This is a genomic window from Agrobacterium sp. SOY23 (assembly GCF_027212525.1).
Lineage (GTDB): Bacteria > Pseudomonadota > Alphaproteobacteria > Rhizobiales > Rhizobiaceae > Agrobacterium > Agrobacterium tumefaciens_I.
On record NZ_JAPWDT010000015.1, the window covers coordinates 1 to 20,552 of the forward strand.

Annotated in this window: 26 protein-coding genes and 1 riboswitch; of the genes, 17 read left to right on the forward strand and 9 right to left on the reverse strand. The window is 59.0% G+C overall.

Going from position 1 to position 20,552, the window contains the following annotated elements; genetic code table 11:
• From O3S81_RS25660 to O3S81_RS25700, 9 genes are all read left to right on the forward strand, one after another.
• On the forward strand, nucleotides 1-469 hold a 469-nt coding region (locus O3S81_RS25660), incomplete at its 5' end, for an IS30 family transposase (protein WP_269347645.1).
• A 317-nt stretch (nucleotides 470-786) separates the two neighbouring features.
• The gene (locus O3S81_RS25665; RefSeq protein ID WP_442864996.1) at nucleotides 787-1,323 is read left to right on the forward strand and encodes a YceI family protein; all 537 of its coding nucleotides are present in this window, start codon (nucleotides 787-789) and stop codon (nucleotides 1,321-1,323) included.
• 113 nt (nucleotides 1,324-1,436) lie between these two features.
• Complete coding sequence (locus tag O3S81_RS25670; RefSeq protein ID WP_269347647.1) at nucleotides 1,437-1,826, forward strand: COG4315 family predicted lipoprotein; 390 nt, start codon at nucleotides 1,437-1,439, stop codon at nucleotides 1,824-1,826.
• A 5-nt stretch (nucleotides 1,827-1,831) separates the two neighbouring features.
• On the forward strand, nucleotides 1,832-2,338 hold the full coding sequence (locus O3S81_RS25675) for a sigma-70 family RNA polymerase sigma factor (protein WP_269347648.1): 507 nt from the start codon (nucleotides 1,832-1,834) through the stop codon (nucleotides 2,336-2,338).
• A complete protein-coding gene (locus tag O3S81_RS25680) occupies nucleotides 2,335-3,111 on the forward strand; it encodes an anti-sigma factor family protein (RefSeq protein WP_269347649.1) in 777 nt (258 codons plus the stop codon). The genes O3S81_RS25675 and O3S81_RS25680 overlap by 4 nt, the downstream gene beginning before the upstream one ends.
• 3 nt (nucleotides 3,112-3,114) lie before the next feature.
• Nucleotides 3,115-3,759, forward strand: a complete 645-nt coding sequence (locus tag O3S81_RS25685; protein WP_269347650.1) for a cytochrome b — start codon at nucleotides 3,115-3,117, stop codon at nucleotides 3,757-3,759.
• A 370-nt stretch (nucleotides 3,760-4,129) separates the two neighbouring features.
• Nucleotides 4,130-4,750, forward strand: coding sequence for a DUF1062 domain-containing protein (locus O3S81_RS25690; protein WP_269347651.1), 621 nt, complete (start codon nucleotides 4,130-4,132; stop codon nucleotides 4,748-4,750).
• Nucleotides 4,751-4,862: 112 nt separating this feature from the next.
• Entirely contained in the window at nucleotides 4,863-5,399 is a 537-nt protein-coding gene (locus O3S81_RS25695; protein ID WP_442864993.1) for a hypothetical protein, read from the forward strand.
• Between the two features lie 141 nt (nucleotides 5,400-5,540).
• Nucleotides 5,541-6,197, forward strand: a complete 657-nt coding sequence (locus tag O3S81_RS25700) for a peroxiredoxin (protein ID WP_269347652.1) — start codon at nucleotides 5,541-5,543, stop codon at nucleotides 6,195-6,197.
• A 54-nt stretch (nucleotides 6,198-6,251) separates the two neighbouring features.
• Here the strand turns inward: O3S81_RS25700 and O3S81_RS25705 are convergent, their stop codons facing one another.
• The gene (locus O3S81_RS25705; protein WP_269347654.1) at nucleotides 6,252-6,704 is read right to left on the reverse strand and encodes a DUF5680 domain-containing protein; all 453 of its coding nucleotides are present in this window, start codon (nucleotides 6,702-6,704) and stop codon (nucleotides 6,252-6,254) included.
• A 165-nt stretch (nucleotides 6,705-6,869) separates the two neighbouring features.
• Here O3S81_RS25705 and O3S81_RS25710 point away from each other — a divergent pair, with 165 nt between their 5' ends.
• Genes O3S81_RS25710 through fghA form a run of 3 tightly spaced genes read left to right on the forward strand, consistent with a single transcriptional unit; the run spans nucleotide 6,870 to nucleotide 8,909 of the window.
• Entirely contained in the window at nucleotides 6,870-7,325 is a 456-nt protein-coding gene (locus tag O3S81_RS25710) for a YaiI/YqxD family protein (RefSeq protein ID WP_003502698.1), read from the forward strand.
• A 25-nt stretch (nucleotides 7,326-7,350) separates the two neighbouring features.
• Nucleotides 7,351-8,046, forward strand: a complete 696-nt coding sequence (locus O3S81_RS25715; RefSeq protein ID WP_269347656.1) for a DUF1345 domain-containing protein — start codon at nucleotides 7,351-7,353, stop codon at nucleotides 8,044-8,046.
• A 29-nt stretch (nucleotides 8,047-8,075) separates the two neighbouring features.
• The gene (gene fghA, locus O3S81_RS25720; protein ID WP_269347657.1) at nucleotides 8,076-8,909 is read left to right on the forward strand and encodes an S-formylglutathione hydrolase; all 834 of its coding nucleotides are present in this window, start codon (nucleotides 8,076-8,078) and stop codon (nucleotides 8,907-8,909) included.
• Between the two features lie 60 nt (nucleotides 8,910-8,969).
• Here the strand turns inward: fghA and O3S81_RS25725 are convergent, their stop codons facing one another.
• The 6 genes from O3S81_RS25725 to crcB all read right to left on the reverse strand — a co-directional run bounded on the left by O3S81_RS25725 (nucleotide 8,970) and on the right by crcB (nucleotide 13,073).
• Nucleotides 8,970-9,359, reverse strand: a complete 390-nt coding sequence (locus O3S81_RS25725; RefSeq protein WP_006315324.1) for a RidA family protein — start codon at nucleotides 9,357-9,359, stop codon at nucleotides 8,970-8,972.
• Between the two features lie 230 nt (nucleotides 9,360-9,589).
• Nucleotides 9,590-10,078, reverse strand: a complete 489-nt coding sequence (locus O3S81_RS25730) for a hypothetical protein (RefSeq protein WP_269347658.1) — start codon at nucleotides 10,076-10,078, stop codon at nucleotides 9,590-9,592.
• A gap of 60 nt (nucleotides 10,079-10,138) precedes the next feature.
• On the reverse strand, nucleotides 10,139-10,933 hold the full coding sequence (locus tag O3S81_RS25735) for an ATP12 family chaperone protein (protein WP_269347659.1): 795 nt from the start codon (nucleotides 10,931-10,933) through the stop codon (nucleotides 10,139-10,141).
• 30 nt (nucleotides 10,934-10,963) lie between these two features.
• Entirely contained in the window at nucleotides 10,964-11,632 is a 669-nt protein-coding gene (locus O3S81_RS25740; protein ID WP_269347660.1) for an HAD family hydrolase, read from the reverse strand.
• 6 nt (nucleotides 11,633-11,638) lie between these two features.
• A complete protein-coding gene (locus O3S81_RS25745) occupies nucleotides 11,639-12,628 on the reverse strand; it encodes an RluA family pseudouridine synthase (protein ID WP_269347661.1) in 990 nt (329 codons plus the stop codon).
• Between the two features lie 67 nt (nucleotides 12,629-12,695).
• Nucleotides 12,696-13,073, reverse strand: coding sequence for a fluoride efflux transporter CrcB (crcB, locus tag O3S81_RS25750; RefSeq protein WP_269347662.1), 378 nt, complete (start codon nucleotides 13,071-13,073; stop codon nucleotides 12,696-12,698).
• Between the two features lie 200 nt (nucleotides 13,074-13,273).
• Between crcB and O3S81_RS25755 the strand changes: the two genes are divergently transcribed.
• Nucleotides 13,274-13,594 (forward strand): hypothetical protein, encoded by a 321-nt coding sequence (locus O3S81_RS25755; protein WP_269347663.1) that lies wholly within the window; start codon nucleotides 13,274-13,276, stop codon nucleotides 13,592-13,594.
• 223 nt (nucleotides 13,595-13,817) lie between these two features.
• Here the strand turns inward: O3S81_RS25755 and O3S81_RS25760 are convergent, their stop codons facing one another.
• Both O3S81_RS25760 and O3S81_RS25765 read right to left on the reverse strand, forming a co-directional pair.
• Nucleotides 13,818-14,792, reverse strand: a complete 975-nt coding sequence (locus tag O3S81_RS25760; protein ID WP_269347664.1) for a copper chaperone PCu(A)C — start codon at nucleotides 14,790-14,792, stop codon at nucleotides 13,818-13,820.
• A gap of 84 nt (nucleotides 14,793-14,876) precedes the next feature.
• Entirely contained in the window at nucleotides 14,877-15,299 is a 423-nt protein-coding gene (locus tag O3S81_RS25765; RefSeq protein WP_269347665.1) for a hypothetical protein, read from the reverse strand.
• Nucleotides 15,300-15,431: 132 nt separating this feature from the next.
• Here O3S81_RS25765 and O3S81_RS25770 point away from each other — a divergent pair, with 132 nt between their 5' ends.
• From O3S81_RS25770 to gcvP, 4 genes are all read left to right on the forward strand, one after another.
• Nucleotides 15,432-15,617: a DUF3008 family protein gene (locus O3S81_RS25770; RefSeq protein WP_269347666.1), complete on the forward strand. Its 186-nt coding sequence runs from the start codon at nucleotides 15,432-15,434 to the stop codon at nucleotides 15,615-15,617.
• A gap of 160 nt (nucleotides 15,618-15,777) precedes the next feature.
• A riboswitch (glycine riboswitch) is annotated at nucleotides 15,778-15,865 on the forward strand.
• A gap of 150 nt (nucleotides 15,866-16,015) precedes the next feature.
• Nucleotides 16,016-17,155 carry a glycine cleavage system aminomethyltransferase GcvT gene (gene gcvT, locus O3S81_RS25775; protein ID WP_269347667.1) on the forward strand — a complete coding sequence of 380 codons (1,140 nt, stop codon included), beginning with the start codon at nucleotides 16,016-16,018 and terminating at the stop codon, nucleotides 17,153-17,155.
• Nucleotides 17,156-17,183: 28 nt separating this feature from the next.
• Nucleotides 17,184-17,546 (forward strand): glycine cleavage system protein GcvH, encoded by a 363-nt coding sequence (gcvH, locus tag O3S81_RS25780; protein ID WP_269347668.1) that lies wholly within the window; start codon nucleotides 17,184-17,186, stop codon nucleotides 17,544-17,546.
• Nucleotides 17,546-20,410 (forward strand): aminomethyl-transferring glycine dehydrogenase, encoded by a 2,865-nt coding sequence (gene gcvP / locus O3S81_RS25785; RefSeq protein WP_269347669.1) that lies wholly within the window; start codon nucleotides 17,546-17,548, stop codon nucleotides 20,408-20,410. Before gcvH ends, gcvP begins: the two co-directional genes overlap by 1 nt.
• Nucleotides 20,411-20,552: the final 142 nt, after the last annotated feature.

Genomic DNA, 20,552 nt, shown 5'->3' on the forward strand with positions numbered 1-20,552 from the left:
CGGGCATTGGGAGGGCGACCTCATCATATTCGAGCGCCCGTTTGGCCATGCCAACGTCACATCACTCGTTGAGCGCAAAAGCCGCTACACCGTTCTGATCAAAAATCCGAACCGACATTCGCGTCCGATCATGGACAAGATCGTTCTTGCGTTCTCCTCCCTGCCCGCCTTCGCGCGCCAGAGTTTTACCTTTGATCGCGGTACGGAGTTTGCTGCTTTCCGGGCTTTGGAAGATGGAATTGGTGCGCGCAGCTGGTTCTGCGATCCGAGTGCACCCTGGCAAAAAGGGGCGGTCGAGAACGCGAACAAGCGCATTCGCCGCTTCTTGCCGTCGAACACGGACCTCAGCCAGATGTCACAAGCGATGCTGAACCAGCTCACACACATTCTCAACAACCAGCCGAGAAAGTGCCTGAACTATAGAACCCCGGCCGAAGCATTCATGGCACATTTGCAGGAGGAGGCCTGATCCCCTACCCTGCAAAACAGGCATGATGCACTTGGGGAAGATTCTCCACGAAAGGCGGCTTTCGGTTCGCCCCTTTTGGCGGGCCGGTATCACAGCCGTAATTGGAGTTCCCGTGCGCCATCTTCATTTAAGGACCGCACGCGACAGCGACGCTGGCAAGCGTACCGGCATGTGCGTGGCTGATCGGGTCTCGGCGATTTAACGTTCGGTCGCCAGTCACATGGATTAAATAGCTCCACGCGGTGTTCTCTTGGTTACGACCAAGTACTCACAAGGGAGCCTGCACCGTGAAATATTCCTGTTCCATTCCTTTCCTGATGGCGGCATTGGCCTGCACTCCGGTGTCCGCCAGTCCATTCTCGTCTGCCGCCGGGCGCTATCGCATCGATCCCGCATCCCATATCGGATTTTCAATTGCCCAGGTTGCCGGTCCGGGAATAAAGGGTGCCATTCTCGATATATCCGGCCGCTTCGACATCGATCCGGACCAGCCGTCCAAGTCTTACGTGGAAATCAGCTTGAAGCCGTCCAGCGTCAAGACCGGGCAAGAGCGGGTGGAAAACTTCCTGAAATCCAGCGCGGTTTTTAATATTGCCGCTTATCCGCAGATCGTGTTTCGCTCCAGCCGGGTCACTCAGGATGGACCACGCAGCGCGGTGGTCGAAGGCATATTGACGGCCAAAGGCATATCTCGACCCGAGACCTTTCACGCGACATTCGTTGAACAGCAAAAGGGATCGGTCACCTTCCATGTCACCGGCAATGTTCCCCGCCTGCCCTATGGCATGGGCGTCGGGGTGCCGCTCTATTCGAATACGGTGGCGTTCGACATCGATCTGAAGGGTGTCAGATAATAAAAAGCCGCAGGCGCATCAAAAAATCAGCGAGGCGGGAATAAATTCCGCTGACCGGTGTTCTATCCAATATCGGGCGCGTTGTCCGATCGGTTATTTCAAAGGACTATAACATGCGTGCACATCATTTCGTTCTGGTCGGCGCCCTGGCGTTCGCCTCCACTGCCGCCCTTGCCGACCCCTATGCCGGTGGCGCGGTGGTTGAAAAGGCGACGGCCAAGGGCACTATCCTGACCGACGCCAAGGGCATGACGCTTTATACATTCGACAATAACGGCGATTCCTCGTCGGCCTGTTACGATGGCTGCGCGAAAAAGTGGCCGCCCCTCGCCGCCTTGAAAACCGATAAGCCGGACGGTGACTACAAACCGATTGCCCGCAAAGACGGCACGATGCAGTGGTCGCATGACGGAAAGCCGCTTTATCGCTGGCAGATGGACAAGAAACCCGGCGACATCACAGGCGATGGCGTCGGCGGCGTTTGGCACGTTGCCAAGGAGTAACTCCAATGCCGGACTTTCTGGACGAGATGACAAGTTGCATACCGGCGCTCCGACGTTATGCGAATGCGCTGACGCATGATCGCGACACGGCTGACGATCTTGTCCAGGACTGTCTGGAAAGAGCGATCCGCAAAAAGGCACTATGGCGACCGCAGGGGCCGTTGCGGCCCTGGTTGTATCGGGTGCTTGTCAATGTCTACCGCAACAATCTGCGCGGCAGCAAACGCCGACCCCAGCAAATTCCGATTGACGACGCTGCGGAACAACTGGTGGTTCCGGCGGCGCAGACGGGTCGGGTCGCCCTTGCGGAAATGGCCCGCGCCATTGAAAAACTGTCCGGCGAACACCGGGAGGCGCTGCTTCTCGTCGTTGTCGAAGGCTTCAGTTATGCGGAAGCCGCAAATATTCTTGAAATTCCCCTTGGCACACTGATGTCCCGTCTGGGGCGAGCCCGAACGGCGCTTGCCCGCATGACCCAGGAAGACCAGCCAAATCTCAAGGTGATAAAATGACCGGTAGCGAGCCACAGATAACCGAAACCGATCTGCTCTCTTATGTCGATGGCCAGCTTGAAGACCAGAGGCTTGATGCCGTTCGCGCCCACCTCGCCTCCAATCCGGCCGACGCACGCAAGGTCAAGATGTGGCAGCAGCAGAATGCGACGCTGACGGCGCTTTATGGTCCTCTCGACGCCAATGTTTTGCCCGATCGTCTCGATGTATATCGCATTGAGCGACGCGTGCGATCACAGCGCGCAGATTGGCGCAACATGGCAGCGGCGGCCGTCCTTGTTCTTGCCGTCGGCCTGACAGGCGGCTGGTTCGGACGTGGATTTGTATCCGGCGTTATCGAACCTGCTTCCATCGTGGCGGATGCAGCGCAGGCACATAAGCTGTTTGCGAGCGATGTTCTGCATCCGGTGGAGGTCCGCGCCGATAGCGAAGATGCTCAGAACCTGCCGAAATGGCTCTCGAAGCGGCTGGACCGTAAGATCAACATCCCGGATCTCACCCGTCACGGCCTGTCCCTCGTTGGGGGGCGTATGCTCCCCGGTTCCGAAGGCCCCGCCGCCCAGCTTATGTATGAGGACAAAGGCGGGCAGCGTGTCACCCTTTACATCGTTGCTGCGGCCGACTCGAACGACAGTGCCATGCGGCGCTCCAGTGTCGGTTCGCTGGAGACAGTGTCCTGGGACGACGAAATGATCCGTTGCGCCCTGGTCGGCAACCTGCCGTCCGATCGAATGGACGCCATCGCCAAAGACACCTATCAACAGCTGAGTTGAACGATGCAATATTCTGGCGACAATTCCGATGGGGTCCCTGCGGGTGGACGCGGCTGGCGCAACACGCCCTCCTCTTTTGGACTGGTGGCGATCGCCTTCCATTGGACGATTGCTGTCCTTTTCGTGGCGCAGCTCGCGCTGGGATATCTGATGAGCCGTGACAGCATCGATCCGGTTCTTCAGTTCAATCTTTTTCAGTACCACAAGTCGATTGGATTTCTGGTGCTGGCTCTTGCTGTGCCACGTTGCATCTGGTCGGTTTTCAGCAGGAGGCCGCGGGCTATCGAGGGTGAAGGTCCGGTTTCGAGGTTCGCCGCGCGGGCCGCTCATGCGGCGTTGCTGTTCCTGACCCTGGCCGTTCCCCTCGCCGGGTGGGCGGTGGCGTCGACCTCTCCCTTGCAGATCCCCAGTTACGTCTTTGATCTAGTCGTCATTCCGGGATTGCCCATGGCGATCTCCGATCAGGCCGAGGCCTTCTGGAGTGACGTTCATGCCACCCTCGCCTATCTCGCCGCCCTTATCGTATTCCTGCATGTGATGGCGGCGCTATGGCACCATTTCATCCGCAGAGATCCGACCCTTCGTCGCATGTTTCCTCTTCAGGAAGCTAAGGATAACAGCCGCCGGGAAACCTCCTCCGGACAATAGGGAGACGGTCGAAGAGTTGCGTAAAAGCTGCAGGCGCAACCTGTTTCAGCCACAGCCTACGGGATGACTCCCTTTTGGGAGCATCATTTGTTATCGTCGCCCGCGAAGAGCATTGGCGCATCGAGGTAGACTTTGCCTAAGTAATCACCGGTCTCAATCCAGTTTCACCCGTATTGCCCGATAGCCACAGGCTGTCGGCGTATGATCATGTTCATCGGGTGGTGGCAAGAGACCGGTTTGGCATCGTCAAATGTGCCCTGTGCAGCGCCGCTGTCTCAGCTCTTCACCACCCAGAACATCGCCATGCCGTTCCCGCAAGGGTTTCTCCTGCACCATCTTGGTGGACTTCCAGACGGAAGACCAAGACGCTATGTGCAATTTACTTCGGGTCCAATGGACCATCACGCCACGAGTGGCGCCCCAACCCTGGCTTGCCTGTAACGGATGCGGTGAGCTGAGGGCATTTCAGGCCAGCGGCAAGATCCGGCTCAATGCCAATGGCCGCAAACTCGATGCCTGGCTCATCTACAGATGCCTGACCTGTGACAAAAGCTGGAACCGGCCAATCTTCGAGCGGCAGAATGTTCGCGACATAAGCCCTGCCGTTCTGGAGGCGCTGCAGTCCAACGATCCGCAATGGATAAGAGCCGAGACCTTCAACCTCGAGGCGTTGAGACGCAAGTCGCAGCGTATCGATGAGTTTCCGGAGTTCGATATCGAGAAAAAGATACGGGTCGAACCTCCCGACTGGGCCGCGGCCGAGATCGATCTGACGGTTCCGTTTTCGGCCGGCATACGCCTCGATCGCTTGCTGGCTTCCGAACTGGGGCTTTCACGCTCGCTGCTGCAGAAGCTTCATGATGGCGGCCAGATACGGGCGCAATCCGACCTTTTGCGGCGGCGTCTCAGGAACGGCACACGGATCGTGATCGAGTGCCGCGACGGGCTTGATCGGGAGCGGTTCTGGAAACCCGCGACGACCGGCCTCTAAGGGTAGCGCGGGGGTCTGCATGTTCAGGCCCTCGCCTTGCCGCATCGATGCGGTTCAGCCAGTCAATGGAATAGACCTTTTTCCATTCATCAGGCTTGCGGAACGAAGAGGAATGGTAAAAAAATCGCGCCGTCTAACGAGGGTATTCAGCGGAATGAAAAGCGCTTCTTACATCGCATGGGTGGTCATCGCGGCGATGTCCGCCTCAACGGAAGCAGCTAGCGCCGGGTCGAAGGATCACCATTGGTTGAAGGATCCGGCGAGCCAATGTGCATTCGTCCTGCCGGCCTCGATGACCGAGGGACCGGCCTTCTGGACAGGTGCCTGTATCGACGGAAAGGCGTCCGGCATCGGCATGCTCCGTCGCCGGGATGGCGGTCGCGCCGGGGCAGCTTTCCTCGGTAAAATGAAAAACGGCCTTCCTGATATCGGTGTCGTCGATCTTGGTGACGGATATCGGGCGGGTAGGTTCAGCAACGGCGATATTGGTGGCGAGGCTGAGCTTGAGCCCCAGGTGCGGATCGATGCGTTTCGTATCGCAGCTGACGCTGCAAGGCAGGTCAGCGCCAAATACGCTGCGGAGAAGAATGAAGCCTCCGCTCAGCTCTATGGTACCATGGCGGAAACCCTTGAAACTCAGATCGAATAGACAGCCCCTGCCCGGCGACGTCATCGACAGGTGGTGAAAAGCTCTGGCCATTTCAGGCAAAAACTTTAAGCTCATCCGCCGGACACAGATTGCCGAGAACCATCAGATTTTCAGTTCAAATCATCAGGGAGAAAGCACACTATGAGCCTGCGTATCAACGATATTGCCCCCGACTTCACCGCAGAGACCACCCATGGCCCGGTGCATTTTCACGACTGGATCGGCGACGGCTGGGCGGTGCTGTTTTCGCATCCGAAAAATTTCACGCCGGTCTGCACGACGGAACTGGGTGCCATGGGCGGCCTGCAGCCGGAATTCGAAAAGCGTGGCGTCAAGATCATCGGCATTTCGGTCGATCCGGTCGAAAGCCATGAAAAATGGAAGAACGATATCCGCACCGCGACCGGCTTCAATGTCGACTACCCGCTGATCGGCGACAAGGACCTGAAAGTTGCCAAGCTCTATGACATGCTGCCGGCGGGTGCGGGCGAGAGTTCCGAAGGCCGCACGCCTGCCGATAACGCCACCGTGCGCTCGGTCTTCGTCATCGGTCCGGACAAGAAAATCAAGCTGGTCCTCACCTACCCGATGACCACCGGCCGCAATTTCGAGGAAATTCTTCGCGCCATCGATTCCATCCAGCTCACCTCCAAACATCAGGTGGCGACGCCCGCCAACTGGAAACAGGGCGAGGATGTCATCATCACCGCCGCCGTCTCCAACGAAGACGCGATTGCCCGTTTTGGTTCCTACGACACGGTTCTTCCCTATCTGCGCAAGACGAAGCAGCCCGGCTGATCCGAAACCTGTGATGGGGCGGTGAAAACATCATCGCCCCAGTCACCGCACGTCTCATGGCTTTATGATCCCGCCATGATAGTCAAGTCGGTACGTTTCGACATGTCCCCGGTAGATGCGCTCGACACCGGTGAAGGACTCGAATTCACCAGCATTCGTATCGACATAGATCAGATTCTCCACCGGGTGGGTAAAGCCGCCGAGAAAGCGGCCTTCCCGATAAAGCGTGGAAAGCGACCGCTGAATGACCATGCCGGCCGTCGTGCCGTCGATCATATCAGGCCTGAGAATACGGCCGTAATAACTCATCGCCCACACCGCGGTTCCCTGGTGCCAGACGACCTCCTGGCCGATGAAATCGGTTCCCCCGAAATAGCTGTCGATATAATGCCAGTCTCCGTCGCGATAACCGAGATCGTGCGATCCCTGACGCGTGGGGGTCGCAGATTTATCGCCGCCGCCGACATATGTTGCAGACTTGGCTTGCACGATAAACTCCTCCAACATTGACCCTCTCCACGATCAAGAACATAAAGTGAACATAGACGGTTTTCGCGATCGTCGCAAGCATCCTCCTGCGCGACGTCGAGCCGCTATTTCAGCGCTGACGGGCTTGGTAATTGCGGCGTTTGCGCTTAGAAGCTTGGCAGGAATTATCCCAAAAGAGTGCTCATGCCGCAAAACCCACAAATCTATGTCGATGCCGATGCCTGCCCCGTGAAGCCGGAAATTCTCAAGGTGGCGGAGCGGCATGGGCTGGAAGTGACCTTCGTTGCCAATTCTGGTCTGCGCCCGTCGCGCGATCCTATGGTGAAAAACGTCATAGTATCCGCCGGTTTCGATGCGGCGGATGACTGGATTGCCGATCATGCCGGTGAGAACGATATCGTCATCACCGCCGATGTGCCGCTCGCCGGCCGCTGTGTCGCCAAGGGTGCGCTGGTCACGGGACCGACGGGTCGCGTCTTTGATCAGTCGAATATCGGGATGGCGACGGCGATGCGTGATCTTGGCGCCCATCTGCGCGAAACCGGTGAAAGCAAGGGATATAACGCTGCATTTTCACCGCGCGACCGCTCTGCCTTTCTGGAGACGCTTGACCGTTTTTGTCGCCGTGTCAAAAAGTGATACCGCAAGCAGAAAGGCGCAGCCCATGACCCCGGCCAATCCGAAAAGCCCAACCAGTCCCAGGAAGCCGGCCAGCCGCAGGGGCAATGCCTATCGCCGCCATCGGCCTTTCGTCCTCGCATTTCTCGCCGGTGCCCTTGGTCTTGCGCTGGCGCTTGCCTTTGCGCCCTCCCTGGCAATCGAGATCGCGGCCGTTTTGTTTTTCCTGACGTATCTGACGCTGGTTGCGTTTCGCCTGCCACAGCTGACGGCACAGCATCTGAAGGCCTATGCCGATAGCGACGATCTGCCGGCAATCGCCATCATCGCCGTAACGTTGCTTGCGGTCGGTGTTGCCGTGGTGTCGCTGTTTCAGGCGCTCAACCACACGGGCGAGACGATCTGGACGCTGCTCATCGCCTTCGCCTCGGTGATCTTCGGCTGGCTGACGATCCACACCATGACTGCCCTGCATTATGCCCATCTTTACTGGCGGCCGGCCATGGTGGACGGCAAGCCCTTGCATCGCGGCGGCATGGAGTTTCCCGCGACGAAGGAGCCCTGCGGTTACGACTTCCTCTATTTCGCTGTGGTGATCGGCATGACGGCGCAGACATCGGATGTGGGGATAACCACCACCGCCATGCGCAAGGTCACATTGCTTCACTCCATCGTTTCTTTTTTCTTCAACACGGTTCTGGTGGCAGCGGCGGTCAATGCCGCAGTCTCGCTCGCCGGCTGAACCGGAATTTTTCTTAAGGGAATGGCTTCATGAACATCATTTCGCAGAATACGGCCTTTGGCGGCATGCAGGGCGTATTTTCGCACCAATCCGAAACGCTCAAAAGCGAGATGACCTTTGCGGTCTATGTGCCGCCGAAGGCGATCCATGAGCCCTGCCCGGTTGTCTGGTATCTCTCTGGCCTCACCTGCACCCATGCCAATGTCATGGAAAAGGGCGAATATCGCCGCATGGCATCAGAATTGGGCTTGATCGTCGTCTGCCCGGACACCAGCCCGCGCGGCAACGACGTGCCGGATGAGCTGACCAACTGGCAGATGGGCAAGGGCGCCGGTTTTTATCTCGACGCTACCGAGGAGCCGTGGTCGGAGCACTACCGGATGTACAGCTATGTGACGGAAGAGCTGCCTGCCCTCGTCGGCCAGCATTTCCGCGCGGATATGAGCCGTCAGGCCATTTTCGGCCATTCGATGGGTGGCCATGGTGCGATGACGATCGCGCTGAAGAACCCCGAGCGCTTCAAGAGCTGCTCCGCCTTCGCGCCGATCGTCGCCCCCTCTTCCGCTGACTGGTCGGAACCGGCGCTGGAGAAATATCTTGGTGCGGATCGGGCCGCATGGCGCCAATACGACGCCTGCTCGCTGGTCGAGGATGGCGCACGGTTCCCCGAATTCCTGATCGATCAGGGCAAGGCCGATAGTTTCCTTGAAAAAGGCCTGCGCCCATGGCTGTTCGAAGAGGCGATCAAGGGCACGGATATCGGCCTGACGCTGCGCATGCACGATCGCTACGACCACTCCTATTATTTCATCTCCACCTTCATGGATGACCATCTGAAGTGGCACGCCGAGCGGCTTGGCTGAGGATGGAGAAACAGGCCGGCGGCGCCTTGTCAGCGCCGCCGTTTCCGTCTTGATCCAGCATCACGGGATGCGGGCGATGACCTTGATCTCGAAATCGAAACCGGCGAGCCAGTTGACGCCGATGGCGGTCCAGTTCGGATAAGGCGATTTGCTGAAAATCTCCTGCTTGACGGTCATGATCGTTCCGAACTGGTTTTCCGGGTCCGTATGGAACGTCGTTACATCAACGATGTCGTCGAAGGTGCACCCTGCGGCTGCAAGTGTCGCCTTGAGATTTTCAAAGGCCAGCCGGACCTGCTGTTCAAAATCGGGTTCCGGCGTTCCATCGGCACGGCTGCCGACCTGGCCGGAGACGAAAAGAAGGTCACCGGATCGAATGGCGGCCGAATAGCCGTGTTCTTCGTAAAGCGCGTGCCTGTTGGCCGGGAAAATTGCTTCGCGTTCAGTCATTTCGCATCTCTCTTTATGGCTGAGTGGCAGTGGACGGGCGAAGCATGCTTGCTAGCTTCGGACGTCATTTGACATACGTTACGTATGCGAGATAGTGACGTACGTAGCGTATGTCAATTCAGATACGCAATGTATGTGAATTCCACTGCATCGAGATGCAATTTTCAGAGCGTGCGATTTACAAGATAAATAGGGATGGATGGATGTCGCGCTCCCGCATTCCCTGTTGCTTACGGAAACAATGCCGTCGCAAGCGTGGTCGGGCCGGGCCGGCTGAGCCTGAACTCGCGGATCACCCGTTCGGCGACGCCATAGGCGAGTTCCTGTTCGATCGATTGATTGTCGAAGCTGACGACGGTCGCGGTGAATTTGGCTTCGGCGATCACCTCGCCTGTCGCCACGGCGGCGGCACGAACGATGACCTTTGCGGATGCCCTCTCCCCGAACAGGAAGGGACCACGTGTGACAGATGCGAGACGGATGGTCAGCACCACGCGCGGTCTGGTCTCGCCACGCGCGGTCGTCTTGATCGCATTCTGCACCTGCGCATGGATGGACTGCATCAGTGCCGGCGCGACATCCGGGCGTGCGGCGACAAATGCGCCGCGCACATCGTAAAGCAGCCGGTCGGCGTTCGTCGCTTCCGGTTCCAGCCTGAAAGACATGAGCGTGAAACACGCCAGCACAAGAATGCCAAGGCGTTTCAGCATGGTGGTCATGATCAGCGGCTCCCCTAACGTGAGGTAGCCGCATATTCGACGATCAGGGTTAGAAAAGCGTTAAGAGGCGCTCTTCAGTGACTCCAGAACATGGAGTGCTGCACGCATGTCGATGAGCCTGACAGCGCGGCGTTCCAGCGCTTCTTCGTCCTCACCCCATTGCTCGGCGGTCCAGTCCTCGTCCAGGTGGGCGAGCGCCCAGGCCTCTTCCAGCGTCAGCTCGCCTTCCGCCAATGCCAGCGCCAGAATGGCGGAGCCGGTCAGAGACGTCATGGTGTGAAGCGCGGCGAGCGCAATCGGCGTATCGTATTTCTTCAGCGTAACCGCGAAGGCGGCAATCGCCTCACGCGGCTGGTCGCGATGCATGACACCTTCGACGAGGATGAAGCGGGCGCCGAGCACATTGGCGGTCCAGTCCAGCACCGGATCCCAATGGTCCGTCTGCCGCGCAACCAGCGCCTCCGGATCGCCAGCGCGGTAGCACAGGAGATCGGAGGAGGAAAAACGGAGAATATCCTCGAAAACCGCCTGCGTGTCATTGGCAACGCCGTCGATGGCGGTGTTCACGTGCCGAGATACGGGCATGACCACCGGGTTCACCACTTCCTTCTGTGCATCCCACTCATCGCGAAGCAGGTTGGCAAGCGCCTGTGTCGGCACGACCAGCGGCTTCTTGGCGGGGGTGCGCAGCGGCTTGCCGTCGAGCAGGATGGTAAAACCGCCCTCCTCCGCCTCGGCGACGGTCACATCCTTGTAGAACCGTTTCGGCAAGGGCTTCTGCATCTGGATTTGCGCGCGCAGGATCGGATCGGGATGGCTGAGGCCTTCCGAAAGGTCGTTCAGGAGATCACGCATGGCACATCCTCATCAGTCGGATAGAAAGGGTCATTCGGAAGTATCGGCCGGAACATAGGCCGGGATTTCCCGCGGATGGCTGACAACCGCGTCGGCGCCTGCCTTCCAGAGTTCATCGACCGAGGCGTAACCCCAGGCGACGCCGATGGCTTTTGCGCCGGCAGCCTTGGCCATCTGCATGTCATAGATCGCGTCACCGATGACGATAGTATCGGCCGGAACCATGCCGGTTTCATGGCAGCATTCCATCACCATGGCCGGGTGCGGCTTGGAGGGGCAATCATCCGCCGTGCGCGAAACGATGAAGTGCTCGGCAAAGCCGTGGCTTTCGAGAATTTGGGTAAGCCCGCGCCGACCCTTGCCGGTGACAGCGCCGATAAGCACGTCATCCCGTTTCGACAGCGTATCGATCAGCGCGGCGATGCCGTCGAAGAGCGGCGTCGTCATCTCGGGACGCTCGCGTATGGGGTGGTAAACCTCCCGGTAACGCTGCGTCATCGCCTGCGCCTCGTCATCCACATGTGTCTTGCCGAGCATGCGGGCGATGGCGATATCGAGCGTCAGTCCGATGATCGCCTTGGTCTGCGCAATATCAGGTCGTGGCTTTCCGAAATAGGCGAAGGTATCGGACATGACGGCATGGATCAGGCCGGCGCTATCGACCAGAGTGCCGTCGCAATCGAAAAGGACGAGTTTCATCGGTTGTCAGTCTTCCCTATCGCCATCGGCCACGTCGAGACCGAGCAGGTTCCAAGTCTGCACCATGTGCGGCGGCAAGGGCGCGCTGACACGAAGCCGTCCGCCGTTGGGATGCGGTATGTCGATATGGCGCGCATGCAGGTGCAGGCGCTTCTGGATACCACCCGGGAAATCCCAGTTCGGGTCGTCGATATAATATTTCGGATCGCCGATGATCGGATGGCCCATATGCAGCGCATGCACGCGAAGCTGGTGGGTGCGGCCGGTATAGGGTTCCATTTCCAGCCAGGCGAGGTTCTGCGCGGCGGTATCGATCACGCGATAATAGGAAACGGCGTGATCGGCCCCCTCCTCGCCGTGCTTGGCGATGCGCATGCGGTCGCCATCCATCGTCTGTTCCTTGACCAGCCAGGTGGAAATCTTGTCCTGATGTTTGCGTGGCACGCCCTTGACCAGAGCCCAATAGGTCTTCTTGGTATCGCGTTCGCGGAAGGCCGCCGTCAATTTCTGCGCGGCACCCCGGGTGCGGGCAACCACCAGCACGCCCGACGTATCCCGGTCGAGGCGATGCACCAGACGCGGCTTTTCGCCCTTCTGGTTGGTCCAGGCCTCCAGCAGCCCGTCAATGTGACGGTTGACGCCGGAACCGCCCTGCACGGCAATGCCGGCCGGCTTGTTGAACACGAAGACCTTGTCGTCCTCATGCAGCAGCATGCGCGCCAGAAGCTCGCCGTCTTCGGAATGTTTGAGATCCTTCGAGCCGATCGGACCGGTTTTGGTCTTCATATCGGAATCGACCGGCGGTACGCGCACCATCTGTCCCGGCTGCACCCGTGCATCCGTCTTCACCCGGCCGCCATCCACACGCACCTGGCCGGAGCGCAGCAGCTTCTGCAACTGCCCGAAACCAAGTCCCGGATAGTGAATCTTGAACCAGCGATCGAGGCGCATACCGGCCTCGTCGGCCTCGACCTTGATATGCTCGATACCTGCCATGAAATTTCCAGTCTCTCTGTATTTGATCGCGCGCTCTGTTCTTCGGCGCGCCGTTTGGATCAAGCCTTTAGAACAAGTTGCGGCCCAAGGCCAGCCCGACAAAAACCGCGGCGATGGAAACCACAAGACTTGCAAGAACGTAAAAGGCCGAAAGGCCAAGCGCACCGCGCTCGAAAAGCGCCACTGCATCGAGCGAGAAGGATGAAAAGGTGGTGAAACCACCGAGCACGCCGGTGACGAGAAACAGGCGCATCTCCATTGACGCGTTCAACCGCCTTGCGACAAGCTCGACCAGCAGGCCGATCAGGAAAGACCCCACCACATTCACCGCGAGCGTTCCCCAGGGAAAATTCGGCCCAGCCAATCGCATGCTCCAGACGCCGACCAGATAGCGGAACACGGAACCGATTGCGCCGCCTGTGGCGACAAGAGCGATATTGATCATGGGGATGTGTCTCCGGGGAAATTGCCGGACCGGGCAGTCCGAGGCATTTCTAGACCATGGGAACCGCTGGCGAAACCCCTTTGGCCGGCCGTTTTGGTCGTTAAAATATGATTAAATTGCATGCCCGCGATTTAGCCTTCCAACAAGGCCTGAATGCTAATCTGTCGTTTTAAGGGTCGGCGAAGATTGCCGGGGGTTGAATGACACAGGTTCTTTCCGTTTCTGCGAATACGGCAGCCTATGCGCTGGAAGCCGTGAAGCCGTCGCAGCGCGTTCCGCGCAAGAGCGAGGTCGAAGATGCCATTCACGAATTGGCGCGCAACGCCGAACGTGGGGATGACTTCCAGCTTCGCGGCATGATGACCGTGATCAAGCCACCGGCCCTGACGCTCTATTTCCTCACCGTTGCCAGCCAGCGCAACGAACCGCAGGCGACACTGGAGCAGGCCGTGGAGGCCTACGAGGAAAACAACTCGACATCGAAATCTAAAAATAATCTTACAGATCAAATTGATATGTAGATATTTTAATTTCGTTTCTCGTTTCTTCACCCTGTCGTTCGGGCGTTCGCGTTCAGCTTGGTGTCAGCTTGGTTTTCTAGATATTTTTGACCGAGTTCCGGAAAATCACGATGGTGGCGCCATCGTCCCCTTTTCCATCACGGCGCTGAAAAACAAATACAATATATCGAAAATCTTGCGGCTACCGGATTTGTGATGCGTTCCGGTAGCCGCTTTTCGTCGATCAATTATGCTGATGGTCGCTGCCGCCCTTGGCTGCGCCCGCAGAGAGCACGATCTCGACCTTGCCGGCCTTTTCGAAGATCAGCGTCACCGGCACCTTGTCGCCCTCGGCAAAGGGCTTCTTTACTTCGAAGAACATCATGTGCAGGCCGCCGGGCTTCAGCTCCACCGTCTGGCCGGCGGGAATGACGATACCCTCATCCAGTTTGCGCATCTTCATGACGTCGTTGACCATGGCCATCTCATGGATTTCGGCACGGCCAGCGGCGGAGGATTCGACGCCAATCAGCTTGTCGTCGCTGGAACCGGTATTCTTGATCGTCACATAACCGCCGCCCACGGGCTGGCCCGGCAGCATGGCCTTGGTCGCGCCGCCCGAAACTTCGAGGCTGCCGGCCTTCACGACATCCATATCCATGCTCATGCTTGAATGATCATGCCCGCCCGCATGTGCCTTGGCAGCGACCTTGATCGTTGGCGCCGGGCTTTTCAGCGAATGCGGATCAACGCCGGCGGCGGCGACCTCATCCCAGGATACCTTGCCCTTGTCGCCGCACAGCTGTGTAACCTTGAAAGGCAGCTCCTGCCCTGCTTCGATGCCGGAAATTTTGCCCTGCACGGCGAAGGTGTCGTAAAATTCGTCCGGCAGGTTGCCGCCCTTCCAGCGGATTTCGACCGGCCCGCTTTTGACGTCTTTGCCGTGGTTCTTATACGCCTTCTGGTAGTCGCCCTTGATGACTTCCAGCTCCCAGCCGGCCTTGGGCTGCGGCTTGGCGGAAATGAAGCCTTCCGGCAGCTTGATCTGCACTTCCGTGGTGGCGAGCCCGCCATCGCAGCCATGCGGCACCTGAAGTGCGGCGACCACCGTGCTGTCCTGTTCGGCCGTGCCGTCAACGAAGGTGGCATGGGCGAAGACCTGTGCGGTCGAAACCGAGGCGACGAAGAGAGTGCAGGTGATGATCTTGGTGGTTTTCATTTGCTTGTCCCCGCGACTGCGGCCCCTGGGCCCGTGCAGCCGCTCCGTGCCGCCCGCAGGCGGCGTTGATACCGTAAACGAAAGTCAGACGGACAGGGATGGCGGGCCGCGCGCGGCGGGTTTCTGGATCGTCAGGACCGAGCGGAAGCTCCATTCAGCGGGCAGGCGATTGTCGAGCCAGGCGAATTCGGTCTTCAGCCAGCTTTTCGTATCGGGCATCGGCAGAAGAATGGACGAGGCCAGCAGGCACGCCTCGCAAAAGAGGATGGCATCGCTCGAATGGGCCGGGCCGTCCTTGGTGTGGGCGGTACCCTCCCCATTGGCGTGGCCGAGGCAGATCTCGGCAAAAGTGCCATCCGGCAGCCGGTAGCTCTCATCAAGGGCAACGTCCGGGGTGGTGGCGAGCGCCGGCTTGTGGGCAAAACCGAGCGACAACATCAGGGTCGCGCAGAAAATGCGAAGCATCTTCTCCAGTCCCGTCACCCGTCTGTTTCGATTTGCGTCCATGGCCTCATGCGATATCCCGCTTTCCTGCCGATTTCAAAGGGGAATTTTGCCGCAGGCTTGATAGTTGCAAGGGAACAATCGGCGCAAGGCGGCATTGTCCCGCTGGAACCACCGTTTCAAGGGAGATTCGACATGCCAGCCAAATCGAAAGCCCAGCAGAAAGCCGCCGGTGCTGCACTGGCGGCCAAACGTGGTGAGATCAAGAAATCCAGTTTAAAAGGTGCTTCAAAAAACATGGAGAAGTCCATGACAGAAAAGGAACTTGATGATTTCGCTTCGACGAAACACAAGGGTCTTCCAGAGAAAAAATCCGACTGACGATACCTCTCGATCCTCATTTCCCCGGAACAAGCCCGAGGGTGTATGGAAGCAACCTCGCTAGCGCTCGGGATTCACCATGGCGCAGATGGAGCAAAAATCTGCTCATATGCGTCATTTGGTCCTTGCCAACAGCAGGTCTTCGCAGATAATGAGCGTCGCATCATCGTTGGGAGAAGCCGCTTCACTGCGGTGCCGAAGGAGCAACCGCCCCGGAAACTCTCAGGCAAAAGGACCAGCGATGACGACGGAACTCTGGAGAGAAGCCACCTTTTCAAAGGACGGCTCGCCGAAGGGATAACAATCTCAGGCGACGAGGACAGAGGGGGCTCTTGAACCGGCGCTTTTGCGCCATGACCTGAGCCCGCGCGATCTTTCGCGCAACCCTGGAGGCGTCCTTGGACGATACCGCCGAGCTTCAAATCACGCCGCTGCATTCCCTGCATCTTTCGCTTGGCGCCCGCATGGTGCCGTTTGCCGGTTACGACATGCCGGTGCAATATCCGGCCGGTGTGCTGAAGGAACATCTTCAGACACGCAACTCCGCCGGTCTGTTCGACGTGTCCCATATGGGTCAGGTGATCGTGAAGGCGAAGTCCGGCAAGAATGAAGATGCCGCACTTGCGCTTGAGAAGCTGGTTCCGGTTGACATTCTTGGCCTCAAGGAAGGCCGTCAGCGCTACGGTTTCTTCACCGACAAAAATGGCGGCATCCTTGACGACCTGATGATCACCAATCGTGGCGACCATCTTTTCGTCGTCGTCAACGCCGCCTGCAAGGACGCCGATGTCGCCCATATGAAGGCGCATCTTTCAGACGCTTGCGAGATCACCCTTCTCAATGACCGCGCCCTGATCGCGCTGCAGGGACCGCGTGCCGAAGAGGTGCTGGCCGAGCTGTGGACCGGCGTTTCCGAAATGAAGTTCATGGACGTGCAGGAAGTGCCGCTGCATGATGTGCCCTGTATTGTCTCCCGCTCCGGTTATTCCGGCGAAGACGGTTTTGAAATCTCCGTGCCGGCCGACAAGGCGGAAGAGATCGCCAGGGCCCTGCTCGAACATCCCGATTGCGAAGCCATCGGGCTTGGCGCACGCGACAGCCTTCGCCTCGAAGCCGGTCTTTGTCTTTATGGCAACGATATCGACACCACGACCTCCCCCATCGAAGCCTCGCTCGAATGGGCGATCCAGAAGGCGCGCCGCGCCGGTGGCGATCGCGAGGGCGGCTTTCCGGGGGCAGAAGGCATTCTGCGCGAACTCAAGGATGGCACATCGCGCCGCCGTGTCGGCCTGAAGCCAGAAGGCAAAGCCCCAGTGCGCGGCCATTCGAAGCTTTTCGCGGATGCCGAAGGCAAGACGGAAATCGGTGAAGTGACCTCCGGCGGTTTCGGCCCCTCGGTCGAAGGTCCGGTCGCCATGGGTTATGTGCCTGTTTCCCACGCTGCTCCCGGTACGGCGATCTTCGCGGAAGTGCGCGGCAAATACCTGCCCGTCACCGTCGCCGCCCTGCCCTTCATCAAGCCCACCTACAAACGATAATCCTCATTCCATCTCCGGAGAGAATACGATGCTGAAATTTACCGCAGAACACGAATGGCTGAAGTTCGAAGGCGATGTCGCCACCGTTGGCATCACCAGCCACGCCGCCGAACAGCTTGGCGATCTCGTTTTTGTCGAATTGCCGGAAGTGGGCGCCACCTTCTCCAAGGATGGCGAGGCTGCAACCGTTGAATCCGTCAAGGCGGCTTCCGATGTCTATTGTCCGCTGGATGGCGAAGTGGTCGAGATCAACCAGGCCATCGTCGATGATCCCTCGCTGGTCAATTCCGACCCGCAGGGTGCCGGCTGGTTCTTCAAGCTCAAGCTTTCCAATGCGGCGGATGCCGATACGCTGCTCGATGAAGCAGCCTACAAGGAGCTGATCGCGTAATGACGACGCCCACCGAATTCCATTTCACCGACTACCAGCCCTATGATTTCGCCAACCGGCGTCACATCGGGCCGTCGCCGTCGGAAATGGCGGAGATGCTGAAGGTCGTCGGCTATAAGAGCCTCGACGCCCTGATCGACGCCACCGTTCCCTCCTCCATCCGCCAGAAGGTGCCGCTCACCTGGGGTGCGGCGCTGACCGAACGCGAGGCGCTGGATCGTCTTCGCGAGACGGCCAACAAGAACCAGGTCCTGACCTCGCTGATCGGCCAGGGCTATTACGGCACGATCACGCCGCCGGTCATCCAGCGCAACATTCTGGAAAACCCGGCGTGGTACACGGCCTATACGCCCTACCAGCCGGAAATCAGCCAGGGCCGTCTCGAGGCGCTGCTGAACTACCAGACCATGGTCTGCGATCTGACCGGTCTCGATGTCGCCAATGCATCGCTGCTCGATGAAGCAACGGCCGCCGCCGAAGCGATGGCCATGTGCCAGCGCGTCGCCAAGTCAAAGGCGACAACCTTCTTTGTCGATGCCAACTGCCACCCGCAGACCATTGCGTTGATCGAAACCCGCGCGGCCCCGCTCGGCTGGAAAGTGATCGTCGGCAATCCCTTCACCGATCTCGATCCGGTCGACGTGTTCGGCGCGATCTTCCAGTATCCCGGTACCCACGGCCATGTCAGCGATTTCTCCGGCCTGATCTCCCGCCTGCACCAGACGGGCGCGATTGCCGCCGTCGCCGCCGATCTTCTGGCGCTGACGCTCTTGAAGTCTCCCGGCGAAATGGGCGCGGATATCGCCATCGGCACCTCGCAGCGTTTCGGTGTTCCGGTCGGTTACGGCGGTCCGCATGCGGCTTACATGGCCGTGAAGGATGCGCATAAGCGCTCCATGCCCGGCCGTCTCGTTGGCGTTTCCGTCGATGCGCGCGGCAACCGCGCCTATCGCCTGTCGCTGCAGACCCGTGAACAGCATATCCGCCGCGAGAAGGCGACGTCTAACATCTGCACCGCGCAGGTGCTGCTTGCCGTCATGGCTTCGATGTATGGCGTTTTCCACGGCCCGCAGGGCATCAAGGCGATTGCCCAGCAGACCCACCAGAAGGCCGTATTGATGGCCAAGGGTCTGGAGAAGCTCGGCTACACCATCGAGCCGGAGACCTTCTTCGACACCATCACCGTCGAAGTCGGCCATATGCAGGGTGTCATCCTGCGTTCGGCCGTGGCGGAAGGCGTGAACCTGCGCAAGGTCGGCGCGACCAAGATCGGCATGAGCCTTGACGAGCGCACCCGCCCGGCAACGCTTGAGGCTGTCTGGCGCGCCTTCGGCGGCAATTTCTCGATCTCGGATTTCGAACCGGAATATCGTCTGCCGAAGGAACTGCTGCGTACCAGCCAGTACATGACGCATCCTATCTTCCACATGAACCGTGCCGAAAGCGAGATGACCCGTTACATCCGCCGCCTTTCGGATCGCGATCTGGCGCTCGACCGTTCGATGATCCCGCTCGGTTCGTGCACCATGAAACTGAACGCGACTGCGGAAATGCTGCCGATCACCTGGCCGGAATTCTCCGATATCCATCCCTTCGTGCCGGCCAACCAGGCGCTCGGTTACAAAGAGATGATCGATGATCTTTCCGAAAAGCTGTGCTCGGTCACCGGTTATGATGCCTTCTCCATGCAGCCGAATTCCGGCGCGCAGGGGGAATATGCGGGCCTTCTGACCATTCGCAACTACCACCTTGCCAATGGCGATACGCATCGCGATATCTGCCTCATTCCGACTTCCGCGCATGGCACCAACCCGGCCTCGGCGCAGATGGCAGGCATGAAGGTAGTACCAGTGAAGGCACGCGATAACGGCGACGTCGATATCGATGATTTCCGTGCAAAAGCAGAGCAGTATGCGGAAAACCTCTCGTGTTGCATGATCACCTATCCGTCCACCCACGGCGTGTTCGAGGAGACGGTTCGCGAGATATGCGAGATCACCCACAAGTATGGCGGTCAGGTCTATCTCGATGGCGCCAACATGAACGCCATGGTCGGCCTTGCCCGTCCCGGCGATATCGGTTCCGACGTTTCGCACCTCAACCTGCACAAGACCTTCTGCATTCCGCATGGCGGCGGTGGACCGGGCATGGGCCCGATCGGCGTCAAGGCGCATCTGGCACCTCACCTTCCCGGCCATCCGGCGACGGACAGTCGTGAGGGCGCGGTTTCGGCAGCACCTTTCGGCTCGCCGTCGATCCTGCCGATCTCCTGGAGCTATTGCCTGATGATGGGCGGCGAAGGGCTGACGCAGGCGACCAAGGTGGCGATCCTCAACGCCAACTACATCGCCGAACGGCTGAAGGGCGCTTACGACGTGCTCTACAAGTCCGAGACCGGTCGTGTGGCGCATGAATGCATCATCGACACCCGACCGCTCGCGGATAGCTGCGGCGTGACGGTGGACGATGTGGCAAAGCGCCTCGTCGATTGCGGCTTTCACGCGCCGACAATGAGCTGGCCGGTGGCAGGCACGCTGATGATCGAGCCGACGGAATCCGAAACCAAGGCGGAAATCGACCGTTTCTGCGATGCCATGCTGGCGATCCGCGAGGAAGCCCGCGACATCGAGGAAGGTCGTGCGGACAAGATCAACAATCCGCTGAAAAACGCGCCCCACACGGTGGAAGACCTGGTCGGCGAATGGGATCGTCCCTATAGCCGCGAAAAGGGCTGCTTCCCGCCCGGCGCCTTCCGCATCGACAAGTACTGGTCTCCGGTCAACCGCATCGACAATGTCTATGGCGACCGCAACCTCATCTGCACCTGCCCGCCGATGGAAGCTTACGCCGAAGCGGCCGAATAAGGCATTCGACTGACGAAACAGACAGAAGAGGCCCGGAGCGATCCGGGCCTTTGTTATTCAAGCGCGATGGGTCCGATATCAAAAACAACGGAACAGGATTGATCGCCATCCGCTCCATGCTAAACCGTGTCATGAAGTCCGT